Genomic DNA, 26,379 nt, shown 5'->3' with positions numbered 1-26,379 from the left:
CGTTCCGGGAACCGTGGCACCGGGGTTATTTGTATCTTTTCTGGGTGTAGGAATATTTTCCGCTCTCGCCGCCATCAGAGACGATGGAGATCCATTCGTACAGCGACTGGATGGTGCCAAACTGCTTGTAACGGCGCATGGAGAACCCGACCTTAAGTTTTTCGTCAAACTTGATGGAACCGAGATCTTTGAGTCGCATAGCAATCTCGAGATCGTCGCCTGCATCGATACAGCGGTACATGCCCGCTTTGAGAAACGCCTCTTTGCGGAATGCGGTGTTGCACCCAAGCGTGTAATAGAACGTCTGGCTGTAGTAACCGATCCGGGAGAAGGTGTTTGCAAGGAGCAGTGAGAACCTGTTCCTCAGTCCCTCCTCGATGGGGTAGACCGGGCCGTAGATCTGTACCAGCGCAGGGTTCCTGAAATCCTCGCCAATCCGCTTTATCCAGTGGGGCGGGAGGATGCAGTCCGCGTCCGTTGTGGCGATGATCCCGCCTTTGGCCGCGTTCACGCCATCGTTCCGGGCCCCGCCGACTTTTTTGCTGGTCTGGATGAAGACATGGTCCGCATATTTCCGTGCGATCTCGCAGGTGGCGTCCTTTGAGCCGCCATCGACAACAATGATCTCGTACTCGCTCCGGGGTACGGTCTGGTGGCAGAGCGAGACCAGGCACTGCGCGATATTCTCCTCCTCGTTAAAAGTCGGAATGACCACCGATATCATGGGGATACTAGACTCCTCTCTCATTTTTGGGCTTGTCGGATATTAAGCGTGATGCACAAGGGCTTTTTTTAAGAATTATTGTCCCGTGCAACAAAATCGAAGACGGACCGGATGACCCCGTCCATATTCAGGTACTCGAACTGGGAGAACCGGCCAATCAGCGGGATGCCGATCGCGGTGCAGTAGTCCCGGACAATGGCGATGTTCTGCTGGTATGCAAGGTCATAAACCACGTATGCAAACGGCTGGCGCTCAACCGATGTGAAGAAGACCTTATCCGGAGTGCAGACCTGCATGGATGCGAGCATGTCCGTTACTTCCCGGACAAGTTCGTCATCAGAGAGACCGGCGACTTCGTCGCCCGGCTGGTGGGTGATCTCGGCAAGTACGGAGCTGCAGCCTTCCGGGGCCGCATGGTCGCTGAAGGTTGACGGGAAAGAGACCCGGTTGGTCTTGCCGAGCATCTGATCAGGAATGTACATCCAGGAGATCGCCGGGATTGGCCCTCTGATACCGATGTTCACGCATATGAGGGAGTTGTAGGTAAGCGCCCGGCAGGCCTCACGGACCCGGTCGGGTACGCCCTCGAGGCAGGGGAGCAGGTGCTGGACCGGTATCGTGCTGATCACCCGGTCTGCCCTGACGGTATCCGTGCCATTGCTGATGAGCCACGTTCTCCCGTCTTTTTTCACCGAGCTGACCTGGAACCCGGTCCGGATGCATTTTTCTACAGGCCGTGCGATCGCCTGGACGAGTGCTCCGATGCCACCGTCAAGCGGGTACGAGAAGACCGCCTGGTGCGTATAGCCTTCGGTCTCGATCCCGATCGCGGATTTGAGGATATCTTCGACCGGTGGCCGTGGAATGCGTCCGTCCACCCAGTGGAGTGACATTTTCTCCGTGGGATATTTCCAGATCTTCTCGTTGTACGGGATCATGTAGCACTCGGCGATTCCCGGGCCGAACGTATAATAAATCCACTCCCGAAAATTTTCCGGCTTTCCTACATCCCCTTTCTCAACAGCGATCAGGTTCCTGACAAACCCGTGGAGGCAGGCGAACCGGTCCTCATGGGGGAGCTCGTACAGGCCGTTCTCGAACGGGTACTTGACATGCCGCCCCTTGTAAAAGATCTTCGTGTTCCGGTTGTTGCGCTGCTCATTCTCCGCTATCATCCGGCGCATGAACGCGAGGACTTCCTCATCCCGCGAGAATATGATGTGGGATCCGCCGGTGTCGAACGTGAACCCCTCCCGGGTCTTGGAGCGGCAGAGCCCGCCGTACTCCGGTTCCGCCTCGAGGATGATTACCTCGTTACCCTTCTCATGCAGGAGCCGGGCAAGGGTCAGGCCGGCAAGTCCGGCACCAAGAACTGCTGTCGTCACTGCACATACGTGCGCCGTCCGGGTTTAAATTACTTAAGCGGCCTTGAGCCGGGATGATTCCGGACCCGGCCCGGTATCGATCCCGTTCTATAATTCTTCCCTGCATACTACGATCAAAACGATAATGTTATGCTATAGCATGGCAGAGATATTTTTACATACCCCGGAGGGTAGATAAAAGTGGACCTCATTGTTCAGTTTATTCTTGCAATCCTGCCCATTCTCCTGATTTTTATCGGGCTCGTGTTCCTGAAGCAGTCGGGAACGTTCATGGGTGTTGTCGGCTGGCTGCTGACGGTCATACTGGCGATCCTGTTCTTCCAGACATCGCCGGATATCGCGCTCTATGCATCATGGAGTGGAATTCTCTCCTCATTCGGCATATCGCTGATGGTGTTCTTTACCATCCTGCAGGTTACCATGATGGACGTGACCGGTGCGATCACCCGGATCACCGCGTACATCAAGTCAATTGCGGCCGAGCGGTACGAACAGATCATGATCCTGAACGTAGGGTTCGGGTCGTTCCTGGTTTCAGTCGGTGCAACACCGGTCACGATGCTGCCGCCGATCATGCTGGCACTCGGTTTCTCCCCGCTTGCTGCGGTTGCACTGCCGTGTCTTGGTTATGACCCGCTCACCTCGTTCTCGCTTCTCGCAGTTCCGATCACGATCCCTGCCGGAGTCTTCAACTTCGATGCAAAAGTGCTCGGCAGCACGGTCGCGCTCTTTCTGCCGGTCGTCTCGACGGGTATTGCTCTCGGTATGCTCTGGGTTGCGGATGGGTTTGATGGCGTAAAGAAGGGCTTCACCACGGCGCTGGTAGCTGGCCTGACTCTCGGGTTCTCGGCGATCGTCTTTGTTAACATCCTCCCGGGCTCCGCAATCGGCCTCGTCGGCGTCTTCTCCGGCCTCGTAACGATCGCGGTCCTCTTCCTCATGCGGGCGATCCGGGGCAAACCTCTCAATGCGCCCAAAATCGTCACCAGTCCGGCAGCGGATACCGCAATGCCTCTCTGGAAGGCTGCCCTTCCTTGGATCCTGCTCGTCACCTTTGCGATCCTCATAAGTATTCCCTTCATCCAGTCCGGGCTCTACGCCTTCCTCGGGCCAATTCAGAAAATCCACGTTGTTGCCAATCAATTCGTGGACTTAAAACTCTTAAACCAGGCCTACTTCTGGGTGGTTATCAGCACCATCATCGCAGCCCCGATCTTGATACGAAGCGGTGATGAGGCAAAGCACATCCTCTCTCTCTGGCTGAAACGCGCCTGGGCCCCGACTCTTGCGGCGATGGTCTTCTTTGCGATCGCTTATGTCATGTCCTGGTCCGGGGAGTCGGTAATCAACGGGGCCCTAGGCTTTGCCCCCGGGGCAAATGCATTCAACATGAACGTGGTGATCGGGTTGTCGCTCGCCCTCTTCTTTGGTGTGGCATTCCCGCTGTTCAGCCCGATGCTGGGCCTCTTTGGTGCCTTTGTCTCCGGCAGTGAGTCGTCCTCAAACGTCATGTTCTACGGGATCCTCAAGAAGTCCACAGATGTCCTGAACCTGAACTTCATGCAGGTCTATGCCGCGCACGCGGTTGCCGGTGGTATCGCTTCGGGAGTTGCCGTGGCGAAGATTATCAATGCGGCAGCGGTTGTTGACAAGATCGGCATTGAAGGTGAAGTCGTCCGCAAGGTAGCACCGGTTGCGATCGTGCTGACAATCCTCACCGGTGTCATGCTTGTCGTGATGCTGATCTTCTGATCCTCTTTTTTTCGTTAATCTGAAATACCATCTGCAGAACCCGTTTTCCTGCTCTAACGAGACCAAAAGAAAATTCTTGACGCTCATTGGAGACGGTTATCCCGCGGGGAATGGCAGGCTGGTGAAGGACCCGCAGGTTCTTTGACGGGATGTGTATCTGCCGGGGAGCTTTTCCACCTTCCGTCTTCGTGGTTCAGATGAACTGAAAAACACCGGCATGACGCGATTTCCGTCATGAATTGTTCTTAAACCGTTTGCTACAATACAGGTTCCCGATGCATTTGTCGGCATAATGGCTTTCGGCCAGGGAAATCGGGCGAATATAGTGAGATCAATGTACATCCTCAACATAGACCCTGTATTCCCAGTTCTCCGGGAACTGGCCGGATCTGAATATGGTTACCTCGAACGGGGACTGCGCATACGGGTTTATCCCGACTTCAGTATCTCCGTGTGCCAGCTGCACCCTGCCTGACTCGTCATAAATATCGGCTGCTATATCGACAGTGACCGGCACAGCGGTATTAGACTGTACAGTCCCGTGAAAATCCGGCGCACCATATGAGGTAAATCCCGCTGTCGTATCGACAATCTCTACAACCGGGGCCGTTTGTGCTGAAGGAGTATTTGTATTTGAGGATACTGGTAACGTGGGGCTGGGTATTTCGAAATAAATCACCACAAAGGCAATCACGATAACAGAGATCAGTAATATGATTTCTGTACTTTTCTTCATACTTCCTGATAATTTCACTATGGTATAATAGTTCGTATTTCGTACCCGCGTCCCATCTTAAAACCCCCGGACCTTTTTTATTCATCTTTCATTGTGTAACATTCATCCGGATATTTTTAAAATACAACGAAGGTGTATGAGAACGGTCCCCGCTGTCATGACGGGGCCTGTTTCACTCTGAAAATAAACTTTTATACAAACCTGCTTTTCTCATTGTGCTTCACCGGGTTCATCTAATGTAATACTGTCCGGGAGTAGATCGACCGGTTTCCTGCCGGAATGGATGGCGTGTTATCCTGGCTGATGGATATTGTTCTCTTTTATGCTCACACGGGATCTTGTCGCGAAGGAGTCTTTTTATCATCCGTTGATCAATTTTCATTCAGAGTACTATATGAACAGGATCTGTCCTCACTGCGGCAAGGAATCAAACGAGGAATCCCCACGGTTCTGCAGCGGGTGCGGAGCCCGGATGGACGGGAGCCCTCCGGCCGGATACCCGTTTTATTCCGCACCGCCCCGGCCGCAGAAGAGCACGATGATTGCAGGGGGATGCTCCTCCGTTCTTCCGGGTCTCGGCCAGGTATACAACGGTGAGACCGCAAAAGGGTTCGCGCTCTTTATTCTTACCCTTGCAGGTCTCTTCCTCTTCTTAATCCCCGGTCTTATAGCATGGTTCTATGCGATGTACGATGCATATTCCGTAGCTGGGAAGATGAACACCGGAGAGATCCCGTTCCGCGAGACCCGGGCGCTGCATATGGTCCTGTTCATTGTGTTTGCCGTGATCGTGATCATTGCTGCAGTCCTGATCATCATCGCGATGGTGATGTCGGCCCTGACGTCCCAGGTTGGCTCCCTGGGTTCGCTCGACAATGGTGATTACAGCAAACTGCTTAATTCCAACGGGATGTTCTGAAGAGGGCAGACCGGAACTATTTTGCCGGGGTTTTGCTGGAATCTCATCAAATCGGGATGTCACGTCAGTAAATGTGATGGAAAAAAGATGGCAGAAACGAAGAGAACGTCTGTTATATCTCTGAAGTCCCGGCCATGGGATGGTACCTTGCCGGAGTTCCCGTTCCTGCCTGCGATCCTATCGTGCCCACGCCGTATTTTTCCAGGCATGACCGTGTCCCTTCCGACAGCTCATACCGTGAAAACCGCCCATCCTTCCGGATACTCAGGAGCCCGTCACCGGTAAGCCGTTTCATGTGCCATGTTATGGTCGGGCCGGATATGCCGAGAATCTTTTCGAAGTCCCTGCGGGACATCAGCGGGTTACCGGCAAGAGTGACAAGGATCTGCCTGTCCGTGTCCTGGCGCAGGTATTTCAGCACTTTCTGTTCACCCAGATCGTATTTACCTGAGTTCTCGAAATAGCTGGTAATCCCGTGATCCTCGAGGAGAATGATCTTCCCCGTTATTCGCATACGAGCCAGGTGATAGGTGAGCGCCCCGCGGGAGATCGCTGTCTCCTGCAACAATTCCACAAAACTGATTCCCGGCCTGGACCGGATGAGGCTGAATAGGGTATTCCGTATTGTACTCGCGAGGATATTGTTCCGGGCAATTCTCCTGAACCCGAAGCAGGAGAGAAGTTTTAAAGCAAAAAAGATCTCGACCGGGAAGACCAGCACGGGAGAGATGGCAAGGGCGACTATGATCACCATCTCGCGGAGCGTGAGGTTCCAGAAGGTGATCGGAACTACATCCGGAGCTGCATATCCGGTAGCCCCGAAGGCCGGTTCAATGATATATCCATGCGGAAGCGCACTGACCGGAGCCGCGAGTACAACGGACAGGAAAATGAGCAGTACTGCAAAAAAAAGCCCCCGCTTCATGATATCAGCATATATTTTATTATTTATTCATCAGTCTTGTGGTCAATCCGTCCCGGTCCTGATCCACGAGAGGTTCTCAAGACTTCCGTAGGAGATATTCTTGTTGCTGTGGACGAGGAATTTCCAGACCCCCGGAGTCATACCGTCCGGGTTGCTGATCTTCAGGTCGATCCTTCCGTCGATGACGCCATCTGATCCGTCATAAAAGGGGCCGAGCGTACTGTCTGGCGTGATAATCGTCACGGAGATTGGATCGGATATATCGCCACTGTAGAGCGAGACAATAATATACCGTGTGTCTGCGCTTACGTATTTTGAGAACAAGGCTGTTTTATTCCCGCTTACCGTCCCGAACAGGTTAGTCGAGTTCCCGCCCCTCTCCTGGATCTGCGGGGGAAGAAGATTGTTAAGATTTATTTCCCTGGAACCGTTCAGGGAACTGTCCCCGGCCATGCTCGTATTGTTCTGATCATGAAAGGCTCCACCCGGCAGTGCGACCGCAAGGACGAGCACTGCACCGGCACAGAGCAGCACCGCAATCCACAGGAGCTTCATGCTAACAGCTGCTCCCGGGTATAATATCAGGATTGCTTTTTGTCTTTCAGCCTGTACTGCACCCCGATATGTAGAGCATATGCTCATAAATCGTTTAAATACCCAAAGGGCAGTTCTTGGCAGAAGCACCTGGCAAGGGTCACGGGTGTCCTCAGGGAATGGTGAACAAAATGGTAACTGGAAACAGAAGAAGAGATGGATTTCTGGATAAACCGTGGGCAGTTATAGCAGTTGTTGCAGGAGTGCTCATCGTTGTAGCGGGTGTGCTTGTATTCTTCATGGGTGGTGGCGGAAATACGGCCGGACTTTCCACGCCCCCCGCGGCGGTCTCGCCGTCATCCCCGGGCCAGGGAATGACAGTCCCTGCCGGCGGCTCCTCCGGGCAACCCGGGATCCTGAACTACGGTGTCGCACCGACTAAGGATTTTGAACTCACGAATGTTGTCGTACCAGCACAAGGTATCTTTATCGAAGTCAGTTACCGCGGAGAATATACCGGGAAGTATATGTCCGGGAACGTGACGCAGGATCTGAGTAACTCCGGGGAGCGGGTAGTTAAGGTTGAAAATCCGGGCCCGTCAGTCTTTACCCTGGTAAAGAAACAGGACGGGTCGTCAAAACAGGTATTGTCAGTCGGGATCTGGAAGGACGGGACCCGGATTGCGGCAAATTCCACGTCCCTCCCGTTCGGCGAGGTAACGATCAATAATAATATTTAGGTACGCGGATACAATCCGTCAGATTCAATGCCCATACCGGCTAATTGCATATTCAACCGCAATCCCGGTCGCACAACCGGACGACCCGCAACAGGAAGCAGATCAACGGCAGGTTCGGCTGGCCGGATGAGTAACCGGGTCCCGGTTATGCCGGCAGGCCATTACGGTCTTCCGGCCGGAACGGGCAGGCCCTCCCGTTGACCCGGCGAACCTCAGTCAGAGATGCAATACATGGTGACACGATGAATGCAGATATTTCCCAACTGACCGATCAGGCAAAGGTATTTGCTGAGGAGCTGGCCCGGCTCCGGGGCGAGATGAAGACCGTCATTTTCGGGCAGGAAGAGGTGATCGACCGGCTCATCATTGCGCTGTGTGCCGACGGGCACGTGCTTCTCGAAGGGGTACCCGGCATTGCAAAGACGCTTACGATCCGCACGCTCTCGCAGTGCATTGACTGCAGTTTTGTCCGGCTCCAGTTCACGCCCGATCTCCTCCCCGCGGATATAACGGGTACCAAGATCTTCAACCCGAAGGACTCCGGTTTCTCGACGGTCAAAGGCCCGGTCTTCGCGCATTTTATCCTTGCCGACGAGATCAACCGGGCGCCACCCAAGGTCCAGTCCGCGCTTCTCGAAGCCATGCAGGAAAAACAGGTGACCATACAGGGCGAAACCCACCCGCTCGACCGCCCGTTCTTTGTGCTTGCCACAGAGAACCCGATCGAGTCCGAGGGCACGTACCCGCTCCCGGATGCGCAGGTCGACCGCTTCATGTTCAAAGTACAGATGACCTACCCGAAAAAAGAGGACGAGATCAGGATCCTCGACCGGTTCACGGAAGGTACAACACGAACCCCGAAAAAAGTGATAAGCAGGGAAAAGATCCTCGCCATCCAGGCCTTCACGACAAGCCTGTACGCGGATGCCGCCATCAAGCGCTATGTCACTGACATTGTGGATGCAACCCGCAACCCTGCCGCGTATGGCATTGATACGGCGAAGTACATCGCATATGGCGCGTCCCCGCGCGCGTCCATCGGCATGATCCTCGGTGCAAAGGCCCATGCCCTGCTGGAAGGACGGGGTTTTGTGATCCCCGGGGATGTCAAAGCGGTGGCACACGATGTGCTCCGGCACCGGATTATCCTGACCTATGAAGGCGAGGCGGAGGGCGTGACCCCGGACGCGATCATCGACCAGATTCTCAGGACGGTGGCGGTACCCTGAGTACGGTTATGATAATATCAGCAGTGAAGAAGGGTTGGTGATCGTATGGACGACAGGGCAGGCCTGGTCCGGCGGCTGAAGAAGATCGAACTCACCACCAATGCCCTTGTGGAGGGCCTCCAGCCGGGGCTTCACCACTCTCTCTTCAAAGGCAGGGGGATGGAGTTTGCCGAGATCCGGGAGTACGTGCCCGGGGACGATGTCCGGTCCATTGACTGGAAGGTCACTGCCCGGTACAACCACCCGTTCATCAGGGAATATTCCGAGGAGCGCGACCAGACATTTTACTTTGCCGTAGATATCTCCGGGTCTGGTACATTTGGTTCCGGGATCCCAAAACAGGAAAAGATGCTCGAAGTGATGGCCTGCCTTGCGTTTGCTGCGCTCCGGAACAACGACCGGATCGGCCTGTGCCTCTTCACGGACCGGGTGGAAAAGTTCCTGCCGGCACACCGTGGCAAAAAGCATCTTGTTACGCTCCTCAACACGCTGATCGATCACGAAGCCGTATCCCCAAAGACCGATCTCTCCGCAGCAGCCCGGTTCCTCGGGACTGCCATCAGGCGCCGGAGTTCGATGATCATCCTGTCGGACTTCATGTCCCCGGATGTTCCCGGGGCGCTGAAGATCCTGTCCCGGCGCCACGAAGTGATCACGGTCCGTGTCACTGATGTGAGGGAACAGGAACTCCCCGACGTGGGCACCATTGCACTTGAAGATCCTGAAACCGGGGAACAGGTAATTGTTGACACATCCGATGCGGCGTTCCGGAAACAATATGCAGCACTGGTGGCGGAATCAGGCCGTGAGCTTGCTGCGGGTCTGTCACGGGCCGGCATCGGGTATGTGTCACTCCTGACAACGGATTCCTGCGAAATCCCCCTGAACCAGTTCTTCCGGGGCATGAAACAGAAAAGGAGGAAGCATGGCCGGCTTCTATAACCCGGTGTGGCTCTTTGGACTGCTTCTCATCCCTGTCCTTTCCCTGCTCTACGGGTATGTCGTGAGAAAAAAGAAACAGGAAGCCCTTGTCTTCTCCAGTGTCGCATTTGCCAGATCCGCGCTTGGTAACAGGCAGAAGACCCGGCGCGTCCACATCCTGTTTGCCCTTGCTCTTGCCGCACTGGCACTGCTGTTCATCGGCCTTGCCGATCCTCATATTCCTGTCGACCAGGCAAAAGTGGGCGTGAATGTAGTTTTTGCCATTGACGACTCCGGGAGCATGCAGGCCAGTGATTACCTGCCCACCCGGCTCGAAGCGGCCAAGAGTGCCGCCGATCTGCTGATCCGGAACCTTGAGCCGGTTGATAATGCCGGCATAGTGGTCTTCGAATCCGGCGCCACAACCGCGGCATACCTGAGCCCCGACAAGGACCGGGTCCGGCAGAAACTTGCAGCCATAACTCCTAAACCGGGACAGACAGCCATAGGTGACGGCCTTTCGCTCGCCATCGATATGGCCCAGTCCATCCCGGACCGGAAGAGCGTCATCATCCTGATTTCCGATGGTGAGAGCAACGCCGGCATGGTCACCGTGGATGAAGCAGTTGCGGCCGCACAGGACGCCCATATCCCGGTCTTCACGGTGGGGCTGGGGTCGCCGCAGCCGGTAGTGATCGGGTATGACTGGCTGGGCAATCCGGAGTACGCCGGGCTCGATGAGGCGACTCTCAAATCGATTGCAGAAAAGACCGGGGGCAGTTACTTCAAATCCGTGGATAGTAAGACACTATCGGATATTTACGCAGGAATAAACCAGGAGATCGTTCGCGAACCGGTAGAAACCCGTATCGGGGACTGGTTCATAGCCGGCGCGCTCCTCCTCCTCCTCACTGAACTCATCCTCCGGTACGGGCGGGGGCGAATCCTCCCATGAGATGGCATATTCATTTTTCCCTCCTGCTGTTCTCTCTCCTGCTGTCCAGTCTCCTCGTCCCGGCAACCACAGCTGCTGCGATCACTCTCACGGCAGGCCGGCAGGACTATTATTTCCTTACCGGACAACCCGTGGAGATACCACTTGCAATGAACAGCAGTTACCCGGATGCGATCCCAGGTACAGTCAGGTTCTCCACAGATGCGCAGCTCCAGAAGACCGGCGTTGTTTTGATCAGCACCGAGAACAGGGTCTTTGCTTATACGATTCCTGTCGGCCAATCCTCCCTGGATCTTACGATAGCCCCATCGCCGGTTTCCCGGGATTACAAGGTGCATGTCTCGTTCTATTATACAGATCCGTCTCCGGTCAATGCAAGCCTGCCGGAGTTCTTCGTCCACATTGTCGCGGACCCTAGTCTTATGAATAACTCCACAGTGTCCCTGGAAAGTACCAGTTTGCCGGAGAGCGGGGAGATCCCGGCTACAAGTTCGGTAAGTGTTGTCCAGCAGGATATTGGTGTACAGGAGCAGGCGGGATCTGACAGCACAGGCCGGCAGTCATCTGCAAGCGGCCAGCCGCAGCCGGATACGGAAGCGGCCCGACAACAGCAGCAACGCGATAAAGAACTGCTGGAGCGTGAACAGGATGCGTTTGGCGGCCTGCTCGGACGGGATCCGCTGGTCGTTACGGTGAATGTAAGCCTTGTCTCCGAAGGTTTTACCCGCCAGGCAATTATCACACAGCCGGCCGGCAACGATACCGGTACGTTCTCGATGCTGTACCGCCGGGGTGCTGGGGACCAGGTGGTTGTTCAGGGGTCCATGCAAGGAGGTGCCGTCCCCTCGGTACTTGAGCTGGCGAATGCCAATATTACTGCCGATCCTGCATTGGATACTAACATAACGTTCCAGTCCTTTACCCGGACGCTGGCGGAACAGGACTACGGGTACGGGGAGATCGCTATCAACCGGACCCTCACCGGCGCGATGGCGAATATCACGTATGCTTCACCGGACGGAAAGAAAGCGTACGTGAATGCAACCACAGAAGACAACCGCGTTTTGCAGGTAAGCATGGAACAGGCGACCGGATCGTCGGGGTCCCCGCTGGTGCCCGTTCTGATAGTGGCAGCGGTGCTCCTTGTCATTTCCGGAAGGTACGTGCACCGAAGATACATGAGGCGCGGGCTTCCGGTTCCCACGGCCGGGACCGGCCCCCGGCCCCTGGCGTTCGATCACCGTATGGAATCGGAGCGTCTCATCAGCGAAGCCGAACTGGCATTCTCCCGGCACCAGTATGCTGATGCGTACGGGCTTGCGGGCCGGGCCCTCCGCATCTTCCTGTCATACGAATACGGTAACCGCGGTGAAGTCACCCCCACGGAGATTATCAATCTCCTGCGGGGTGCCGGCGTTGACATCACGACAATTGATGCGGTGCTTGGGCAATGCAGCGACGTGGTTTTTGCCCGGGGGAAGACTGATGCTGGTGAATTTTCTACCATGGTCAGCCGGATCCGTAAGATGATCAGGGAATGACCCGTTGTATCCTTCCAAAGAGCATTCGCCGGCCAGATTGGCCATCGGCCAGGATCGCCGATCATCCGGCCCATGTTGTGCCTGACTCTTCCCGGGCTTCAGTCATTTGTCCCTTCTCACTTCCATTATCGGATCTGATCTCAAAAAAGTTTCAGGGCGTGTACCGACGAACCACAAAATACCGGCAGGTTCATGGCCTGCCGATTCCCGCTCCATTGTGCCCGACGCAATCGGAAAGCGGGGTAAGAAAAGATAAAAAAACAGTCCGGGGACTTTTTCGTACCAAATGGCGGAGCGGGGAGATCTTTCCCCGCCGGAGGCCATCTGTCCACTCAGAATATCGATGAAAGCAGTGCCTGGATCCTGTTTACAATATCCGTAATATTGTTGCCGGAAGCCTGCTGCCCGGCCAGGCCCTGGTTATTACTGCCGTAAGGAGGTGTCATATTCCCGTCCCCCTGTGTTCCGTTCTGCCCATTGCCCGGGGCGGTCATATTACCGGTGCTCCAGTTTCCGGGTGGCGGGGATGTCATGTTGCCATTACCCTGCAGGCCATCCGGCCCGTTGCCAGGGAACGTTGCATTGCCGGCAGTCCAGTTTCCGTGAGCATGGCGGGTCACGTTTCCGATCCCCTGCCATCCATTCTGACCATCCTCCCGGGCAGTCATATTACCGGAATCCTGGTTCCGGAAATCCGGGGATGTCATGTTCCCGCCCTGCCAGTTCCCTGGCCCGCTTGTGTCGGTTGCATTACCGAGATCTCCGGAAGGCGGTTGAGGCATCGTCATGTTTCCGTAATCCTGTGATCCGCCGGGACCTCCAGAGAAGTCTGCATTGCCATTGTCTCCGGAAGGTGGCGGGGACATGGTCATATTTCCGGTATCCTGTGCACCACCCGGCGGTCCGCCCTGGGCATTGGAGTTCCCCGCGTTACCTGATGGCTGGGCAGGCATTGTGTTCATATTCCCGTGGGGAGATCCGTGGTTAACCCCTCCATGGCCCGGCACGCTGCCAGAGCCGGATTCCTGTGCAAAGGCAACTGGTGCGAGCATGATGGCTGCACACCAGAGTAACGCAACGATAAGGTATGGATGTCTGAATAGTTTCATCGGTTTCTCTCCTTCCGGCAACTGCTGCTACCCAGTTGTCGTTCACCACCACTCCTCCTGTCACATGATAAATTGGAATTATACGGCCGGTGCAATATTCCCCGGGTACAGCGGATAATTGAACCCGTGAGTTACAATAATCCACTCACCGATCCACTCACCGATCCACTCACCGATCCACTCACCGATCCGCGTCAATTGGTAAAAACCGTTATAGTTTATTGTAAGCCGGATATGTCGACTGATCCCTTGGAATGAAAACCGGACCGGGAGGTCCGGCATCTGAAAAAGAATGGGGCGGACCAAATCACGGTGTGGAGATACCCACAGGATAAATTCCGACACTGCGGAGTAACGTTTTTACTGGTTACTCCACGGTCCCTTCTATTGTCACCGTCTTCTCGTCCAACGGGACGGTAACACCTGATTTTGCGAGCGCCTTGTCAACCACATATCGCACGCCACCGCAGCATGGGACTTCCATGTGGAGGAGCGTTATTGATTTAATCGTGTGCTGCGTGAAGATCGCGGCAAGTTTCCCGATGTATCCTTCGATATCCGAGTCAAGTTTCGGGCAGAAGATGATCAGGATCCTGCCCCGCAGGAATCCGGCGTGGAATCCGGGGTACGCGAAGGGGACACAGTCCGCAGAGATGAGGAGATCGGCGTTATCGAAGTACGGGGCTGCGGGGTTCAGGAGGGCAAGCTGGACCGGCCACTGCCTGAGTTCGGAGCCTGTTGTCACACCGGTGGGCTGGTGTGGTATTCCCTGCTGGCTGCCGCGGGAGATGCTATGGGCCGCTGAACCGGTGCAGGTGGCGAGCGGGTGCGGGGTGTGCGGTGCGGGTGGGCAGACTCCCTCCCCCATCCGGCCGGCAACAGGATGAGTCCCGCAGGGTGACGCAGGTGGACTCTTCCGTTCCGGTGCAGCATGCTCGGGGATGGCAATGTCGTTCTCTATCAGGTACTCGATCGCCTGGTTGTAGAATGCTGTCTGGCCATGGCCGGTAAGGTGCTCCAGGTGCGCTTTGATGACCGGTGTTCCCTGCTTTGCGATAGTTCCCATCACAGTCTTCTCATCGTACGGCACCGCCTCGCGCTCGACAATCGAGATCGCTCCCTCGGGACACGTACCTATGCAGGCCCCGAGCCCGTCGCAGAAAAGGTCGCCGACCAGCCGGGCTTTCCCTTCGATCAGCTGGAGCGCTCCTTCCGGGCAGTCCGGGATGCACTGGCCGCATCCAGTACATTTCCTGTCGTCTATGCTGATGATCTTCCGTTTCATGGCACTCTCCCGCGTTGGATATTATCCGATCAGGGTATCAAGTTTATGGACGAGGTCTTTTGTCCGGTTGCCCCGTACGGGTACAGGCAGGAGTACCGGAGCTGATGACCGCGTTGCAGAATGAACCGAGGACCTTCATGGTAATCCCGGTTGATGAGCGTGGGTATCTTTCCGATTCAGTACTTCGGTGCAGGGGGGGAATTTCCCCTTTTTGTTTTTCCGGTGAAACCGGCTGCGGTACAGGATCTTCCATGTCTTTTCGCAGCGTTGCCGGATTTTTTTATGGTGTTGAAGATCTTTCCGGAAAAATCAGTGTGGGAAAATCCGGAAAGCGAAAACTGTTCGCGAAGATCTTTCCGGAAAATCCGTACAATAAAATTCCGGTAAGAAAAAGATCCGTGAACATTTTTCCGGAAATTTTTTATATTTTTTTATCAGCTGAAGCCACGACATCTCCCCCGTCCCCGACACTTTTCCCACCGGAAACCCCCTATATATATTAGTGCAAAACGGACTCCCTCAAAAAACCTGTCACGGGTCACTGACCCGGCCGAGGCACATGACCCGTCACGGGTAGACTACCTGTCACGGGTCAAATACCCGGTGGTGTCCCTGTAAATATCCCTTCCTCCCCGTTCTTCGAAGGTGAACGACGGTGCCAGATACCTTCAGGGAGATGCACAAAGGGGGGATCTTACATATGATTCAGATTAGGCTTATTTAGCCAAACAGGGCTCAAAATGAGCGAATTCGAAATATCCATGATCTTCCCCCGGATCTGAAAAGTGCGGAATTGGTGGAAAATGGATGTAAATTCATTTTAAATCGACCGATACGAGTCCGGATTACCGGAAATTACGTCGGAGATGGAAAAGTGCGCTAATAGGACCCTTTTAATTCGTCGATCGGCTTCCTGATCACTAGATAGTAGTGGCAAGCGAAAAAAACAGGGGTTTTGCCGTTTGCCGTTCCAGGTGTCTCCGACGGAGGAATGGGATTTTATCGTTATTCTCCGTCGGAGGAGTGGTATGGGTGAGGGCGGGAGTACCCGGGGGAAGCCGTTACTGCGCGAGGAGCGGGGGCCCGGAAGAGTATCCGGGGTTCGGCGACTGTGGCGCGATCGTGGGGCCGGCCTGGTGTGGCTGGTGCCGGATTTTTTTGGAAAATCTGTACGGAAATTTTTTCCCGGGAAAATTTTTTGAACTTTGTTTTTTAATTTTGTTTGAACACATCTTCCGGGAATTTTCCGGAAACATTTTTTTTGAAAATACTTTCCGGGTTTTGGTTTTTTTCCTGTACGAAAAAAATCAGCCGGAAAAATTTCAGTTACAATCGTTTTCGTGATCAGCCGCATGGAACATTTCCTAAAAATCGCAAAAGCTCTGATCCGTGTGACACCATTTCGGATTTTTTGGTGCTTACCGGCCCCGGCTGGTATGTCCGGTGCTGGTGGATCCGGGTGGCAGAACCCGGCGCTGTTCCGGGACTACGATTAGCACCGTGACCTGTGAAAAGAGACATCACCAGATACTTTTTCCGGGCCCCGTGAGTGATGCGGAAACAGAAGCTTTTGAACGATTAACCGGCAGCACTGAAACGTCCTGCGGGGAATTCTCCCGGGCTTTTTGGAATCGCGGTTAAAAAAAGAAGAGATTACTTCCCGCCCGATACGGTCTTTGACCCGCGGAGAATCCCCACAGTCCCGGTCCGGACAAACTCCTTGACACCGTACTGGCGCAGAAGTTTTTCCAGCGCCTCAATCTTTTCTGTCTCACCAATCACCTGGAGGATCAGGGACTTCGGGCTCACGTCCACGATCTGGGCCCGGAATATCTCGGCGATCTGCATGATCTCTGACCGGGAAGTACCCATCTCCGCAGTCACCTTGATCAGCGCCAGCTCGCGTTCGACCCGCTCATTGTCCGAGAGATCGGAGACTTTGATCACATCGATCAGCTTGTTCAGCTGCTTCATGATCTGCTCGACTTTTTCATCATCGCCCACTACGACGATGGTGATCCGGCTCATGCCCGGTTCTTCGCAAGGCCCCACCGCGAGGCTCTCGATGTTGAACCCGCGCCGGGAGAAGAGCCCGGTGACCCGTGACAGGACACCGGCCCGGTCCTCGACCAGCACGGAGAGTGTGTGCTTCATCGCGGGTGTCCCCCGATCATCTCGTTGATCGCAGCACCGGCCGGCACCATCGGGAAGACATTCTCTTCCCGTTCGATCCGGAAATCGAGGACAAACGGCCCGTTGCAATCGATTGCAGCTTTCAGGGCCGGCATTACGTCTTCCGGTGATTCGACCTTGATACCCTCGATACCGTACGCGTTCGCGATCTTGACAAACTCCACGGGCGGCAGCTCGGTGTAGGAGTAGCGCCGGTCATAGAAGAGTTCCTGCCACTGCCGGACCATGCCGAGGAACATGTTGTTCAGGATCACGATCTTCACCGGGATATTGTACTGGGCGGCCGTGCCCATCTCCTGGATATTCATCTGGATGCTGCCGTCACCGGCAACATCGAAGACCGGCACATCCGGCCTTGCAAAGGTTGCGCCGATTGCTGCAGGGAACCCGTAGCCCATTGTGCCAAGACCTCCGGACGTGATCCACGTGCGTGGGTGCTTAAAGCAGAAGTGCTGGGCAGTCCACATCTGGTTCTGGCCTACTTCAGAAACGACCACCGCGTTGCCGTCAACAAGTTCGTTCATCTGCCGGATGATGTACTGCGGGTGGAGCCTGCCGTCGTCCGGGCACTTGAGCGGGTGGTGCTGCTTCCAGTGTTTGATCTTCCTGATCCAGGCTTCATGCACCCCGTTCTTCTTCAGCAGGCTGAGCATATCGGCAAGCACAGATCTGACATCCCCGACAATCGGGACATCGACCCGCTTGTTCTTGCCGATCTCGGCCGGGTCGATGTCGATGTGGATGATCTTTGCATGGGGGGCAAACGTCTCGGTCTTCCCGGTGACCCGGTCATCGAACCGGACACCGATCGCGATCAGGAGGTCGCTCTCCGTGATCGCGAAGTTCGCGTACTCGGTGCCATGCATGCCGAGCATCCCGAGATTGAGTGGGTGGTCGCCCGGGATACAGCCGAGCCCCATCAGGGTCGTGGTGACCGGGATGCCAAGTTCAGTGGCTACCCGGACGAGTTCTCCCGAAGCATTGGAGAGGACTACACCGCCACCGGCATAGATCACCGGCCGCTCGGCCGTTGCAATCAGCTGGAGCGCCTTCTCGATCTGGCGCTTGTGGCCCGTGTATGTCGGGTTGTATCCCCGCATGACAACCTTGTCAGGCACCGGCGTTTCTTTTATTGACGTTGTGCTGACATCCTTTGGTATATCGATCAGAACCGGCCCGGGCCGTCCCGTACCGGCAACATAGAATGCCTCTTTCACTACCCGGCCGAGGTCCTCGGTTTTCTTCACGAGATAGTTGTGCTTTGTGATCGGCATCGTGATGCCGGTGATGTCCGACTCCTGGAAGGCGTCATTGCCGAGCAGGTTCGTAGGTACCTGTCCGGTCAGCGCTACGATCGGGATCGAATCCATGTAGGCCGTGGCGATGCCGGTAACGAGGTTACAGGCTCCGGGCCCTGACGTGGCGAGGCATACGCCTACACGACCGCTTGCCCTCGCATAGCCATCCGCGGCATGCGCTGCAGCCTGTTCGTGCCGTACAAGAATGTGCCGTAATGACGAGTCATAGAGTTCATCATAGATCGGCAGCACCACTCCGCCCGGGTAACCGAAGATGATCTCGGTCCCTTCGCGCTGGAGTGATTCGACGAGGATTTTTGCCCCGGTTTTCATGTCCTGTCCCTCAGTAGTCTGTTCATGCCGGCGATCATCGCCTCGACACTTGCCATGATGATGTCGGTGCGGGCGCCGCGTGAAGTAATTATCTTTCCGTCTTTACTTAATCTTACTGTCACATCGACAAGGGCGTCGGTGCCGCCCCGGATTGCATCGACGTGATATTCTTCGAGCCGGATATCCGCCACATCGGCCACGCACTTGCGCAGCACTTCCATTGCCGCATCAACGGGGCCATCGCCGGTAGCAGCCCCGGTCATCTCCACACCATTTACCAGCAGCGTAACAGAGGCCGTGGGGATCATGTTGCTCCCCGAGACCGCAGTGAACTGCCGCATTTTGATGATCGGCTTGCACTCGATTGCGAGCACGGCATCAGCTACCGCCATCAGGTCGGTATCCGTGATCCGTTTCCCGTCATCGCCGAGCTGCTTGATCCGCTTCACGATCTCCTTCATCTGGTTGTCATCTGCGGAATAGTTCATCTCGTGCAGGGCCGCCTCGACCGAAGCGGAACCGGAATGCTTGCCAAGGACGATACGGCGCTTGCGGCCTACCTGTTCGGGCTTTACCGATTCATACGTGGATGGCTCGCGGATTACGCCGTGGGCATGGATGCCGCTTTCGTGCGTGAAGGCCATCTCACCTACAATTGCCTTGTTCACCGCAAGTGGCACTCCTGTATGCCGGGAGACCAGGCTGGAAAGATGGTAGATCTGGTCCGTCTTTATCCGGGTCCGGTACCCGTACAGGAGCTCGAGGGCCATCACGATCTCTTCGAGTGGCGTATTTCCCGCACGCTCTCCCAATCCGTTCACCGTAACGTGGGCACAGGAGGCACCGGCTTTTAAAGCCGCCATCGTGTTGGTCACGGCAAACCCGAGGTCGTCATGGCAGTGGATCGAGAGCGGGGCGATCGTTGCCAGCGGCGGGATGAATTCCGCCACCCTCTCCGGTGTCAGCAGCCCTACCGTATCGCAGAAGCAGAGCCGGTCGGCCCCGTGATCAACCCCGGCCGAGAAGATGGACCGGAGGAACTGCTGGTCGGCACGGGACGCGTCCTCGCCCGAGAGCTCAACGATAAGCCCCCGGCTCTTCGCATACTCTACTGCATCCATCGCCATGGCAACGACTTCGTCCCGGGTCTTGCGCATCTTCTTTGCAATGTGCAGGTCGCTGACCGGGACCACGAGGTGGATTGCATCCACGTTACACTCTGCGGCATAATCGATATCGAGCCTGAGGGCTCTTACGAAGGTACAGATCTCTGCATTCAGCCCGGCATCCGCAATCCGCCGGATTGCTTCACGCTCCCCGTCCGATGCAGCAGCTGAACCGGCCTCGATGACATCGACACCAATGTCCGAAAGCCTTGTTGCAATCTCGAATTTCTGGTCAGGATTTAACGAGACGCCAGGAGTCTGTTCTCCGTCCCGTAAGGTAGTATCTAAAAAGCGCAGGTTTTCAACAAATAAAACATTCACGCATGGCAATCACCATGGGTAAATGTGGGAAGGAAGACTATAAAAACGTTCGGGATTGGTAAAATACCCACATTCTCTTTTGGATTCACCCGTTTTGTCCAGACCGGAGAACCTATATTTCCCGGGTTCCAACTATCAGCCGGACCGTTCGTTCACACGATCGCGAGAATATTCCATGTCGCTGTTTGGTAAAAAACCGGACCCTGCATCTGTTAGCTGCGATGACATTGCCCGTCATTGCGCGGTGCTCAAAGGGACAAAGGCGCGGGGGGAACTCGGTGAAGAGATCGCCGGTCTCGTGCTCACGTACTCACCGGCCGATATCCAGCGAATGAAACGGAACTTCGACAACAAGGTCCGGGACATCCCGCCCGAGTACCGCGACCGGCTTTCGAAAAAGATCACCGAACACCTGCTGGGGACGTATCAGCGTATCCGTCTTGCACAGCAGCAGGGGATATTCAGGACCATGGACGAGCCCGTGCCGGGAGAACTTTCCCCGTACTGGGATATGGTTGCCGGGCAGTGTGGGGATGATGGCTGCGGTGATGCCCCGAAGATACGGTTCCTGAAGTTTCTCCTGGCCGGGTACTGCATGCTTGTGCTGCAGGAACCCGGCCACCCGGTGGGAACACCATTCCCGGGCGGGGACCAGGTCGAGTTCACTGACGGGGCCTATTACTGCCCGGCCCGGGAGAACGCTGGCGATGTGGATGAAGCGCTCTGCCCGTACTGCCCGGCCCTCCAGACTCCCGGGATCGGGTACCTCCGGCCTCCCACGAACCCGAGCGAGCACCGGAAGCAGGAGTTCATCGGGCACTGCTACCGGTTCCATAACTTCAATGGCTGAAAATCTATTGATTATCTATATTTTTGGCAAAAGGTGCCCGTATCCAAACTGTTTTTCTGTTGCCACGTCATGCATCAGGGAAGAGTATATTTTATAAGAGATCTATCTTTGTTACAGATCATACCCTACATCCCGTCATCTGCCGATATTTACTGCGGGGCACGAGAATGGATACACCACAACTGCTTATTGACAATCCGTCGCTCTATATCAACCGGGAACTGAGCTGGATCCGGTTCAACCGTCATGTGCTTGACGAAGCCCTTGATAGCAGCCATCCCCTGCTGGAACGGGTAAAGTTCCTTGCGATCTATGCCAATAACATGGACGAGTTCTTCATGATCCGCGTCTCAGGTCTCCAGAGGCAGCTGGCAAAAGGCGTGCTCAAGGCCCCGCCGGACGGCATGACCCCAGCCCAGCAGCTGGATGCGATCCGGCATATGCTCGACCCCGAGCTCAAGGCGCAGGACGACTGCTGGCATACGGCACTCCTCCCGAAACTGGCAGAAGCCGGCATTCATCTCCACAAGTACGATACTCTTACGGGCCCCCAGAAAGAAGCAATGCACCGCTTTTTTATCGATGAGGTCTTCCCGGTGCTTACACCGCTCGCGTTCGACAGTTCCCACCCGTTCCCTTTCATCTCCAACCTCTCCCTCAACCTCGCGATCATTGTGCGGGACCAGAACAACAAGGAATTCTTCGCCCGGGTCAAGGTACCGACCAACCTCTTCTCCCGGCTCATCCGGCTTCCCGAGCCGGACGGCTCTACACGGAATGACGACACCATAGTCCGTTTTGTCTATCTCGAAGAGATCATCGCCGCCCATCTCAATACGCTCTTCCCGGGACTCGAGACGGTGGCCTCGTTCCCCTTCCGGATTACCCGGGATGCCGACCTTGAGATCGAGGTCGACGAAGCATCCGATCTCCTGACAACGGTGGAGGAGATCATGGAACAGCGGGCCCGGGGCAAACCGGTCCGGATCGAAGTGGATTCCTGCATGCGGGAAGGGATCTGCCATATGCTGGAACAGAAACTCGGTATCAGTGCTTCGATGCTGTACCCGGTCGGACACCCGGTCGGCATGGCGGACCTCATGCAGATGATGTCCCTTGACCGTCCCGATCTCAAGGACTCCCCGTTCCTGCCTTCGCTTCCCCCGGATCTTGCTGATGACAGGGATATCTTCGCTGCTATCAGGCGCCACGATATCCTGCTCTACCAGCCTTACGACAGCTTCTCACCTGTCGTCAATTTTATCCGGCAGGCCGCCCACGATCCGGACGTACTTGCGATCAAGATCACGCTCTACCGGGTCGGATCAAACTCTCCCATAGTCAATGCGCTTATGGAAGCGCGGGAGAACGGCAAAGCCGTTGCAGCCCTGATCGAACTCAAGGCCAGGTTTGACGAGGAGAACAACATCGGGTGGGCCCGGGCCCTCGAACGCGAAGGCGTCCACGTGGTCTACGGCGTTGTCGGGCTCAAGGTACACGCAAAGCTCTGCATGGTGGTCAGGCGTGAGAAAGACGGGATACGCAGGTACATGCACCTTGGCACCGGCAATTACAATGCAACAACGAGCCGGATCTACACGGACTTCGGCCTCCTCACCTGCGACAGGGAAATCGGCGAGGATGTGGCGAACCTCTTCAATTTCCTGACCGGCTATGCCCGTATCGAACAGTACCGGAAACTCCTCGTGGCACCAGTCACCCTGAGACGGATCATCCTGGAGAAGATCGAACGGGAAGTTGCCCGGCAGAAGGAGCATGGCGACGGGTACCTCATCTTCAAGATGAATGCACTCGTTGATCCGGTCTGCATAGCTGCTTTGTATACTGCTTCGCAGGCCGGTGTAAAGATTGACCTGCAGGTCCGGGGTATCTGCTGTCTCCGGCCGGGTATTCCCGGTTTCAGCGAAACAATCCGGGTCACCGCGATTGTCGGCCGGTTCCTTGAACATGCACGGATATACTACTTCAGGAACGGCGGCGACGAGGAGGTCTTCCTTGGCAGCGCGGACCTGATGCCCCGGAACCTTGACCGGCGTGTCGAGATTCTCTTCCCGGTCCAGGATCTCCCGACGCGGAAGGCGATCATCAGCCTGATCCTCCCGGCCCAGCTCGGCGACAATGTCAAGTCCCGGCTTATGCAGGCCGACGGCACCTATGTCCGGATTACCCCTGCCCCTGATGAACAACCGATGAACGCCCAGACATGGCTGGTGGAAAATCGTGGAATCTGGTACGATACCCGGTCCTGATCCGGTAGCACCGGAACCCGGGCTCTGCTGGTTCGGCCTCCAGCGGCTGCCGATCCTGCTGGACGCATTCATCCGGGAGATCGATGGTGTCCGTGCCGCAGAAGACATCGAGTACATCCACCGCATGCGGGTAGCCACCCGCCGTCTCCGTGCAGCACTCCCGCTCTTCCGCACCTGTTTTTCCGGGAAACAGTACTCGCGCTGGATGCAGGAGATTGCGAATATCACCCGTGCGCTCGGAGATGCCCGCGATGCGGATGTCCAGATCGCATTTCTCGTCAAATACCAGAAACGGTCCCGGTCCGCCCAGAAGGACAAGGCACGTGCTCCCGGTGCCGATATCCCAGTCAGCCCTTTCGATCCGGCTCTCCTCTACCTTCTCGCCGATCTCCGGAAACGCCGGTCCCAGCTCCAGGTACGTGTTCTCACCGCACTCGATGCGCTGGAGAAGAGCGGGGCAACCGGGGAGATGCAGGCCCTGTTCGCTGCCCGGAAATCCGCAGTACGCAGGACTCCCTGGAAGGCCGTGAGTTATGGTATTCCTACGGTCGCTGCGCTCCGGATCGAGACCCGGCTTGGTACCCTGCTCTCATATGAGCCCTGGGTGCCCTATCCTGATGCGGTTGCCGAGCACCATGCCACCCGCATTGCAGCAAAAAAACTCCGGTACACGATGGAGATTTACGGTCCCGTATACCGCCTGTCCTTGAAAAAACCCTTAATCCGGGTGAAGAAGATCCAGGAGATTCTCGGGGATCTCCATGACTGCGATGTCTGGATCGATCACGTCACCCGCATCCTGCTCCGTGAACGGTCTCACCTGCGTACACGGAACGAAGAGAAACGCCCGGATACTGCGACGCTGGCAAGTCTCAGGCTCTTCCTTAAGGAACGCGAACGGGCCCGGATCCTCCTCCACAGGCAGTTCGTGCGGTACTGGGAATCCCAGAAGCGGGCGCATCTCTGGGATGAGCTGCGGCAGACCCTCCTCTACGGCAGGAAAAAGAAATTCCAGCCGGGCCCGGATGTAAGAAATGTGGATATCCAACGGGCTGTCGGCACTGTTGCTGCGCAGTTCCCGGATGGACTTGCCCACCACCGGCACGTGACGCATCTTGCCCTGATGCTGTTTGACAGCCTCCAGCCGGTCCATAGGATGACAACTCATGATCGTCTGCTGCTCGAATGCGCCGGCATGCTGCATGATATCGGCTGGATGATCCGGCAGAAACGGCACAACGAGCTGAGCGCTGCACGTATCTATGCTGAGGAAAGCCTCCCGCTCGATCTCCCTGACCGCGCGGCAGTCGGGCTCATCGCGCTTGCCCACCGCGGAAAGGCGATGCCGGAAACCCAGATCCTCTTCCCGCTCCTGCCGGAAGACCTGCAGAAGAAGATCCTGCAGCTCGCCGCTCTCCTCCGGGTGGCGGACGGGCTGGACTACCTGCACCTCGGCTCCGTGCAGGAGGTCCACTGCATTACCGGTGCCGGAGAGATTCTCTGTGATATAGTTTCACCGGTCGATGTGGCGCAGGAGAAGGAACGGGCGCGATCAAAATCTGCACTGTTTGCACAAGCATTCGGGCGCGAACTGGTGATCCGGTGAAACCCCGGTCTCCCGGCCCGAACGGGCGCGTAGTGTCATTTCTCGATATGGGTACCAACTCTCTCCGCCTTCTCGTTGTCCGTCTCAACCCGAACCATTCCTACACGATCCTGACCCGGCAGAAACAGCAGGTCCGGCTCGGTGAGGGGGAGTTTGAAGATGAGGAGATCACACCTCAGGCGATGGAACGGGCGGCAATCGTTGCAAAGCGCTTTACCGATCTTGCCCGGACATTCAGTTCTGAAGAATTTGTGGCTGTAGCGACATCTGCCGCCCGCGAGGCATCCAACCAGAACGAGCTCCTGCACCTGCTCCGCCAGGAAGCCCAGATCGATATACGAGTTATCTCCGGCCGCGAAGAAGCCCGGCTTATCTATCTCGGTGTAGCAAGCGGTACAAACCTGATAACTACCCCGGTGTTTTTCATTGATATCGGGGGTGGCAGTACCGAAATAGCCATCGGGGACGCGGCGGATTACCAGTACCTGGACAGTTTCAAGCTCGGGGCAATCCGGCTCTCAAACCTTTACAACACTCCGGACGACACGGGCCCGTTATCTCCTGAACAGTACAGGAAGATCCAGCAGCATGTCCGGAACGTAATCATCCATTCCCTCGAGAAAATACGGAAGCTCAGGCCTGCATCTGCTATAGGCAGTTCCGGGTCGATCATGAACCTTGCTGAGATTGCCCAGAAGGCATTGCATCCCGGCGCTGACTCATCTGACGCTGCGGTACTTACCTACAAGGACTTAAAGAAAGTGATTGACCTGCTCTGTTCCCTCCCGCTCGAACAACGCCGGAAAGTCCCGGGGATCAACCCGGAGCGGGCGGATATCATCATCGCGGGGGCAGCGATCCTTGAGGTGTTCATGAAGGAACTGTGTCTCGATGTTATTGCTACCACCGGGCGTGGCCTGCAGGACGGTCTCCTGGTTGATTACCTCTCCCGCATGGACAACTTCCCCCTCCTTGGGGAACTCTCGTCCCGCCAGCGGAGCGTGCTCCAGCTCGGGCGATCGTGCGGTATCAACGAGGTGCATGCACGGACAGTCACGAGCCTCGTGCTCGAGATGTTCGATTCTGCCCGGGAGCAGAAGCTCCATGACTTTTCCGATCTCGACCGCGAACTCCTCGAATATGCCACATTCCTCCATGATATAGGTTCCTTTATCTCGTATACCAATCATCATGCCCACTCGTATTACATAATAAAAAATTCAGAACTGCTCGGGTTCGACCAGAAGGAGGTGACTTTCATGGCCACACTCGCAAAATTCCACCGGAAGAAGACACCTAAGAAAAAAGATCTCGATATCTCCGATCTTGATATGCGGGAGCGGGAGGCCCTGAAGGTGCTTTCCACATTTATCCGGCTCGGGGAGAGCCTGGACCGGAGCCATGCAGCCCTGATCCAGCATGTCCGGTTTGCCCGGGTCGAAAAAGAGACTGTGCACCTGGAAATAGTTGCACGCGGGGATTGCCAGCTGGAGATCTGGGGGATAGAAAGTGAACGGCGGAGCTTTGAAAAAGTGTTCGGCAGGAACCTGGTTTTTGAAGTGATAAATCCCGCCCTGCCATAATTCT

Annotated in this window: 21 protein-coding genes; 11 read left to right on the top strand and 10 right to left on the bottom strand. The window is 55.9% G+C overall.

The annotated features are described in order from the left end of the window. Positions 1-25: 25 nt before the first annotated feature. A complete protein-coding gene (locus WBL42_RS07040) occupies positions 26-724 on the bottom strand; it encodes a glycosyltransferase (protein WP_424720565.1) in 699 nt (232 codons plus the stop codon). Positions 725-792: 68 nt separating this feature from the next. After that, on the bottom strand, positions 793-2,109 hold the full coding sequence (locus WBL42_RS07035; RefSeq protein WP_424720564.1) for a protoporphyrinogen/coproporphyrinogen oxidase: 1,317 nt from the start codon (positions 2,107-2,109) through the stop codon (positions 793-795). A 180-nt stretch (positions 2,110-2,289) separates the two neighbouring features. On the opposite strand from WBL42_RS07035, the gene WBL42_RS07030 reads away from it, so the two are divergent. Next, positions 2,290-3,861, top strand: coding sequence for an L-lactate permease (locus WBL42_RS07030; RefSeq protein WP_424720563.1), 1,572 nt, complete (start codon positions 2,290-2,292; stop codon positions 3,859-3,861). Positions 3,862-4,192: 331 nt separating this feature from the next. Here WBL42_RS07030 and WBL42_RS07025 read toward each other — a convergent pair whose 3' ends face one another. After that, positions 4,193-4,597, bottom strand: coding sequence for a hypothetical protein (locus WBL42_RS07025; protein WP_424720562.1), 405 nt, complete (start codon positions 4,595-4,597; stop codon positions 4,193-4,195). Between the two features lie 394 nt (positions 4,598-4,991). Between WBL42_RS07025 and WBL42_RS07020 the strand changes: the two genes are divergently transcribed. Continuing rightward, positions 4,992-5,516: a hypothetical protein gene (locus WBL42_RS07020; protein ID WP_424720561.1), complete on the top strand. Its 525-nt coding sequence runs from the start codon at positions 4,992-4,994 to the stop codon at positions 5,514-5,516. A 112-nt stretch (positions 5,517-5,628) separates the two neighbouring features. Here the strand turns inward: WBL42_RS07020 and WBL42_RS07015 are convergent, their stop codons facing one another. Together WBL42_RS07015 and WBL42_RS07010 are read right to left on the bottom strand one after the other, a co-directional pair. After that, a complete protein-coding gene (locus tag WBL42_RS07015; protein ID WP_424720560.1) occupies positions 5,629-6,441 on the bottom strand; it encodes a winged helix-turn-helix transcriptional regulator in 813 nt (270 codons plus the stop codon). A gap of 42 nt (positions 6,442-6,483) precedes the next feature. After that, entirely contained in the window at positions 6,484-6,996 is a 513-nt protein-coding gene (locus tag WBL42_RS07010; RefSeq protein ID WP_424720559.1) for a hypothetical protein, read from the bottom strand. A 170-nt stretch (positions 6,997-7,166) separates the two neighbouring features. On the opposite strand from WBL42_RS07010, the gene WBL42_RS07005 reads away from it, so the two are divergent. The 5 genes from WBL42_RS07005 to WBL42_RS06985 all read left to right on the top strand — a co-directional run bounded on the left by WBL42_RS07005 (position 7,167) and on the right by WBL42_RS06985 (position 12,361). Then, positions 7,167-7,715, top strand: coding sequence for a hypothetical protein (locus WBL42_RS07005; RefSeq protein WP_424720558.1), 549 nt, complete (start codon positions 7,167-7,169; stop codon positions 7,713-7,715). A gap of 242 nt (positions 7,716-7,957) precedes the next feature. Beyond that, on the top strand, positions 7,958-8,944 hold the full coding sequence (locus tag WBL42_RS07000; RefSeq protein WP_424720557.1) for an AAA family ATPase: 987 nt from the start codon (positions 7,958-7,960) through the stop codon (positions 8,942-8,944). A 45-nt stretch (positions 8,945-8,989) separates the two neighbouring features. After that, a complete protein-coding gene (locus WBL42_RS06995) occupies positions 8,990-9,886 on the top strand; it encodes a DUF58 domain-containing protein (RefSeq protein ID WP_424720556.1) in 897 nt (298 codons plus the stop codon). Beyond that, on the top strand, positions 9,870-10,820 hold the full coding sequence (locus WBL42_RS06990) for a vWA domain-containing protein (RefSeq protein WP_424720555.1): 951 nt from the start codon (positions 9,870-9,872) through the stop codon (positions 10,818-10,820). Before WBL42_RS06995 ends, WBL42_RS06990 begins: the two co-directional genes overlap by 17 nt. Continuing rightward, on the top strand, positions 10,817-12,361 hold the full coding sequence (locus WBL42_RS06985) for a hypothetical protein (protein WP_424720554.1): 1,545 nt from the start codon (positions 10,817-10,819) through the stop codon (positions 12,359-12,361). Before WBL42_RS06990 ends, WBL42_RS06985 begins: the two co-directional genes overlap by 4 nt. 332 nt (positions 12,362-12,693) lie before the next feature. Here the strand turns inward: WBL42_RS06985 and WBL42_RS06980 are convergent, their stop codons facing one another. The 5 genes from WBL42_RS06980 to WBL42_RS06960 all read right to left on the bottom strand — a co-directional run bounded on the left by WBL42_RS06980 (position 12,694) and on the right by WBL42_RS06960 (position 20,066). Then, on the bottom strand, positions 12,694-13,470 hold the full coding sequence (locus WBL42_RS06980) for a hypothetical protein (protein WP_424720553.1): 777 nt from the start codon (positions 13,468-13,470) through the stop codon (positions 12,694-12,696). Between the two features lie 367 nt (positions 13,471-13,837). Next, positions 13,838-14,755 carry an ATP-binding protein gene (locus tag WBL42_RS06975; protein ID WP_424720552.1) on the bottom strand — a complete coding sequence of 306 codons (918 nt, stop codon included), beginning with the start codon at positions 14,753-14,755 and terminating at the stop codon, positions 13,838-13,840. Between the two features lie 1,653 nt (positions 14,756-16,408). Further along, positions 16,409-16,909 (bottom strand): acetolactate synthase small subunit, encoded by a 501-nt coding sequence (gene ilvN / locus WBL42_RS06970; protein ID WP_424720551.1) that lies wholly within the window; start codon positions 16,907-16,909, stop codon positions 16,409-16,411. Further along, positions 16,906-18,579, bottom strand: coding sequence for a biosynthetic-type acetolactate synthase large subunit (gene ilvB / locus WBL42_RS06965; RefSeq protein WP_424720550.1), 1,674 nt, complete (start codon positions 18,577-18,579; stop codon positions 16,906-16,908). The genes ilvN and ilvB overlap by 4 nt, the downstream gene beginning before the upstream one ends. After that, entirely contained in the window at positions 18,576-20,066 is a 1,491-nt protein-coding gene (locus WBL42_RS06960; protein ID WP_424720549.1) for a 2-isopropylmalate synthase, read from the bottom strand. Before WBL42_RS06960 ends, ilvB begins: the two co-directional genes overlap by 4 nt. A gap of 175 nt (positions 20,067-20,241) precedes the next feature. Here WBL42_RS06960 and WBL42_RS06955 point away from each other — a divergent pair, with 175 nt between their 5' ends. From WBL42_RS06955 to WBL42_RS06940, 4 genes are all read left to right on the top strand, one after another. After that, positions 20,242-20,916: a DUF2115 domain-containing protein gene (locus WBL42_RS06955; RefSeq protein ID WP_424720548.1), complete on the top strand. Its 675-nt coding sequence runs from the start codon at positions 20,242-20,244 to the stop codon at positions 20,914-20,916. A 167-nt stretch (positions 20,917-21,083) separates the two neighbouring features. After that, positions 21,084-23,186, top strand: coding sequence for a polyphosphate kinase 1 (ppk1, locus tag WBL42_RS06950; protein WP_424720547.1), 2,103 nt, complete (start codon positions 21,084-21,086; stop codon positions 23,184-23,186). Then, entirely contained in the window at positions 23,158-24,792 is a 1,635-nt protein-coding gene (locus WBL42_RS06945; RefSeq protein ID WP_424720546.1) for a CHAD domain-containing protein, read from the top strand. Before ppk1 ends, WBL42_RS06945 begins: the two co-directional genes overlap by 29 nt. Then, positions 24,789-26,375, top strand: a complete 1,587-nt coding sequence (locus WBL42_RS06940) for a Ppx/GppA phosphatase family protein (protein WP_424720545.1) — start codon at positions 24,789-24,791, stop codon at positions 26,373-26,375. The genes WBL42_RS06945 and WBL42_RS06940 overlap by 4 nt, the downstream gene beginning before the upstream one ends. Positions 26,376-26,379: the final 4 nt, after the last annotated feature.

Source organism: Methanoregula sp. (assembly GCF_049686655.1).
Lineage (GTDB): Archaea > Halobacteriota > Methanomicrobia > Methanomicrobiales > Methanospirillaceae > Methanoregula.
The sequence above is the reverse complement of the archived record's forward strand: the minus strand, read 5'-3'. Positions and strand labels throughout refer to the sequence as shown.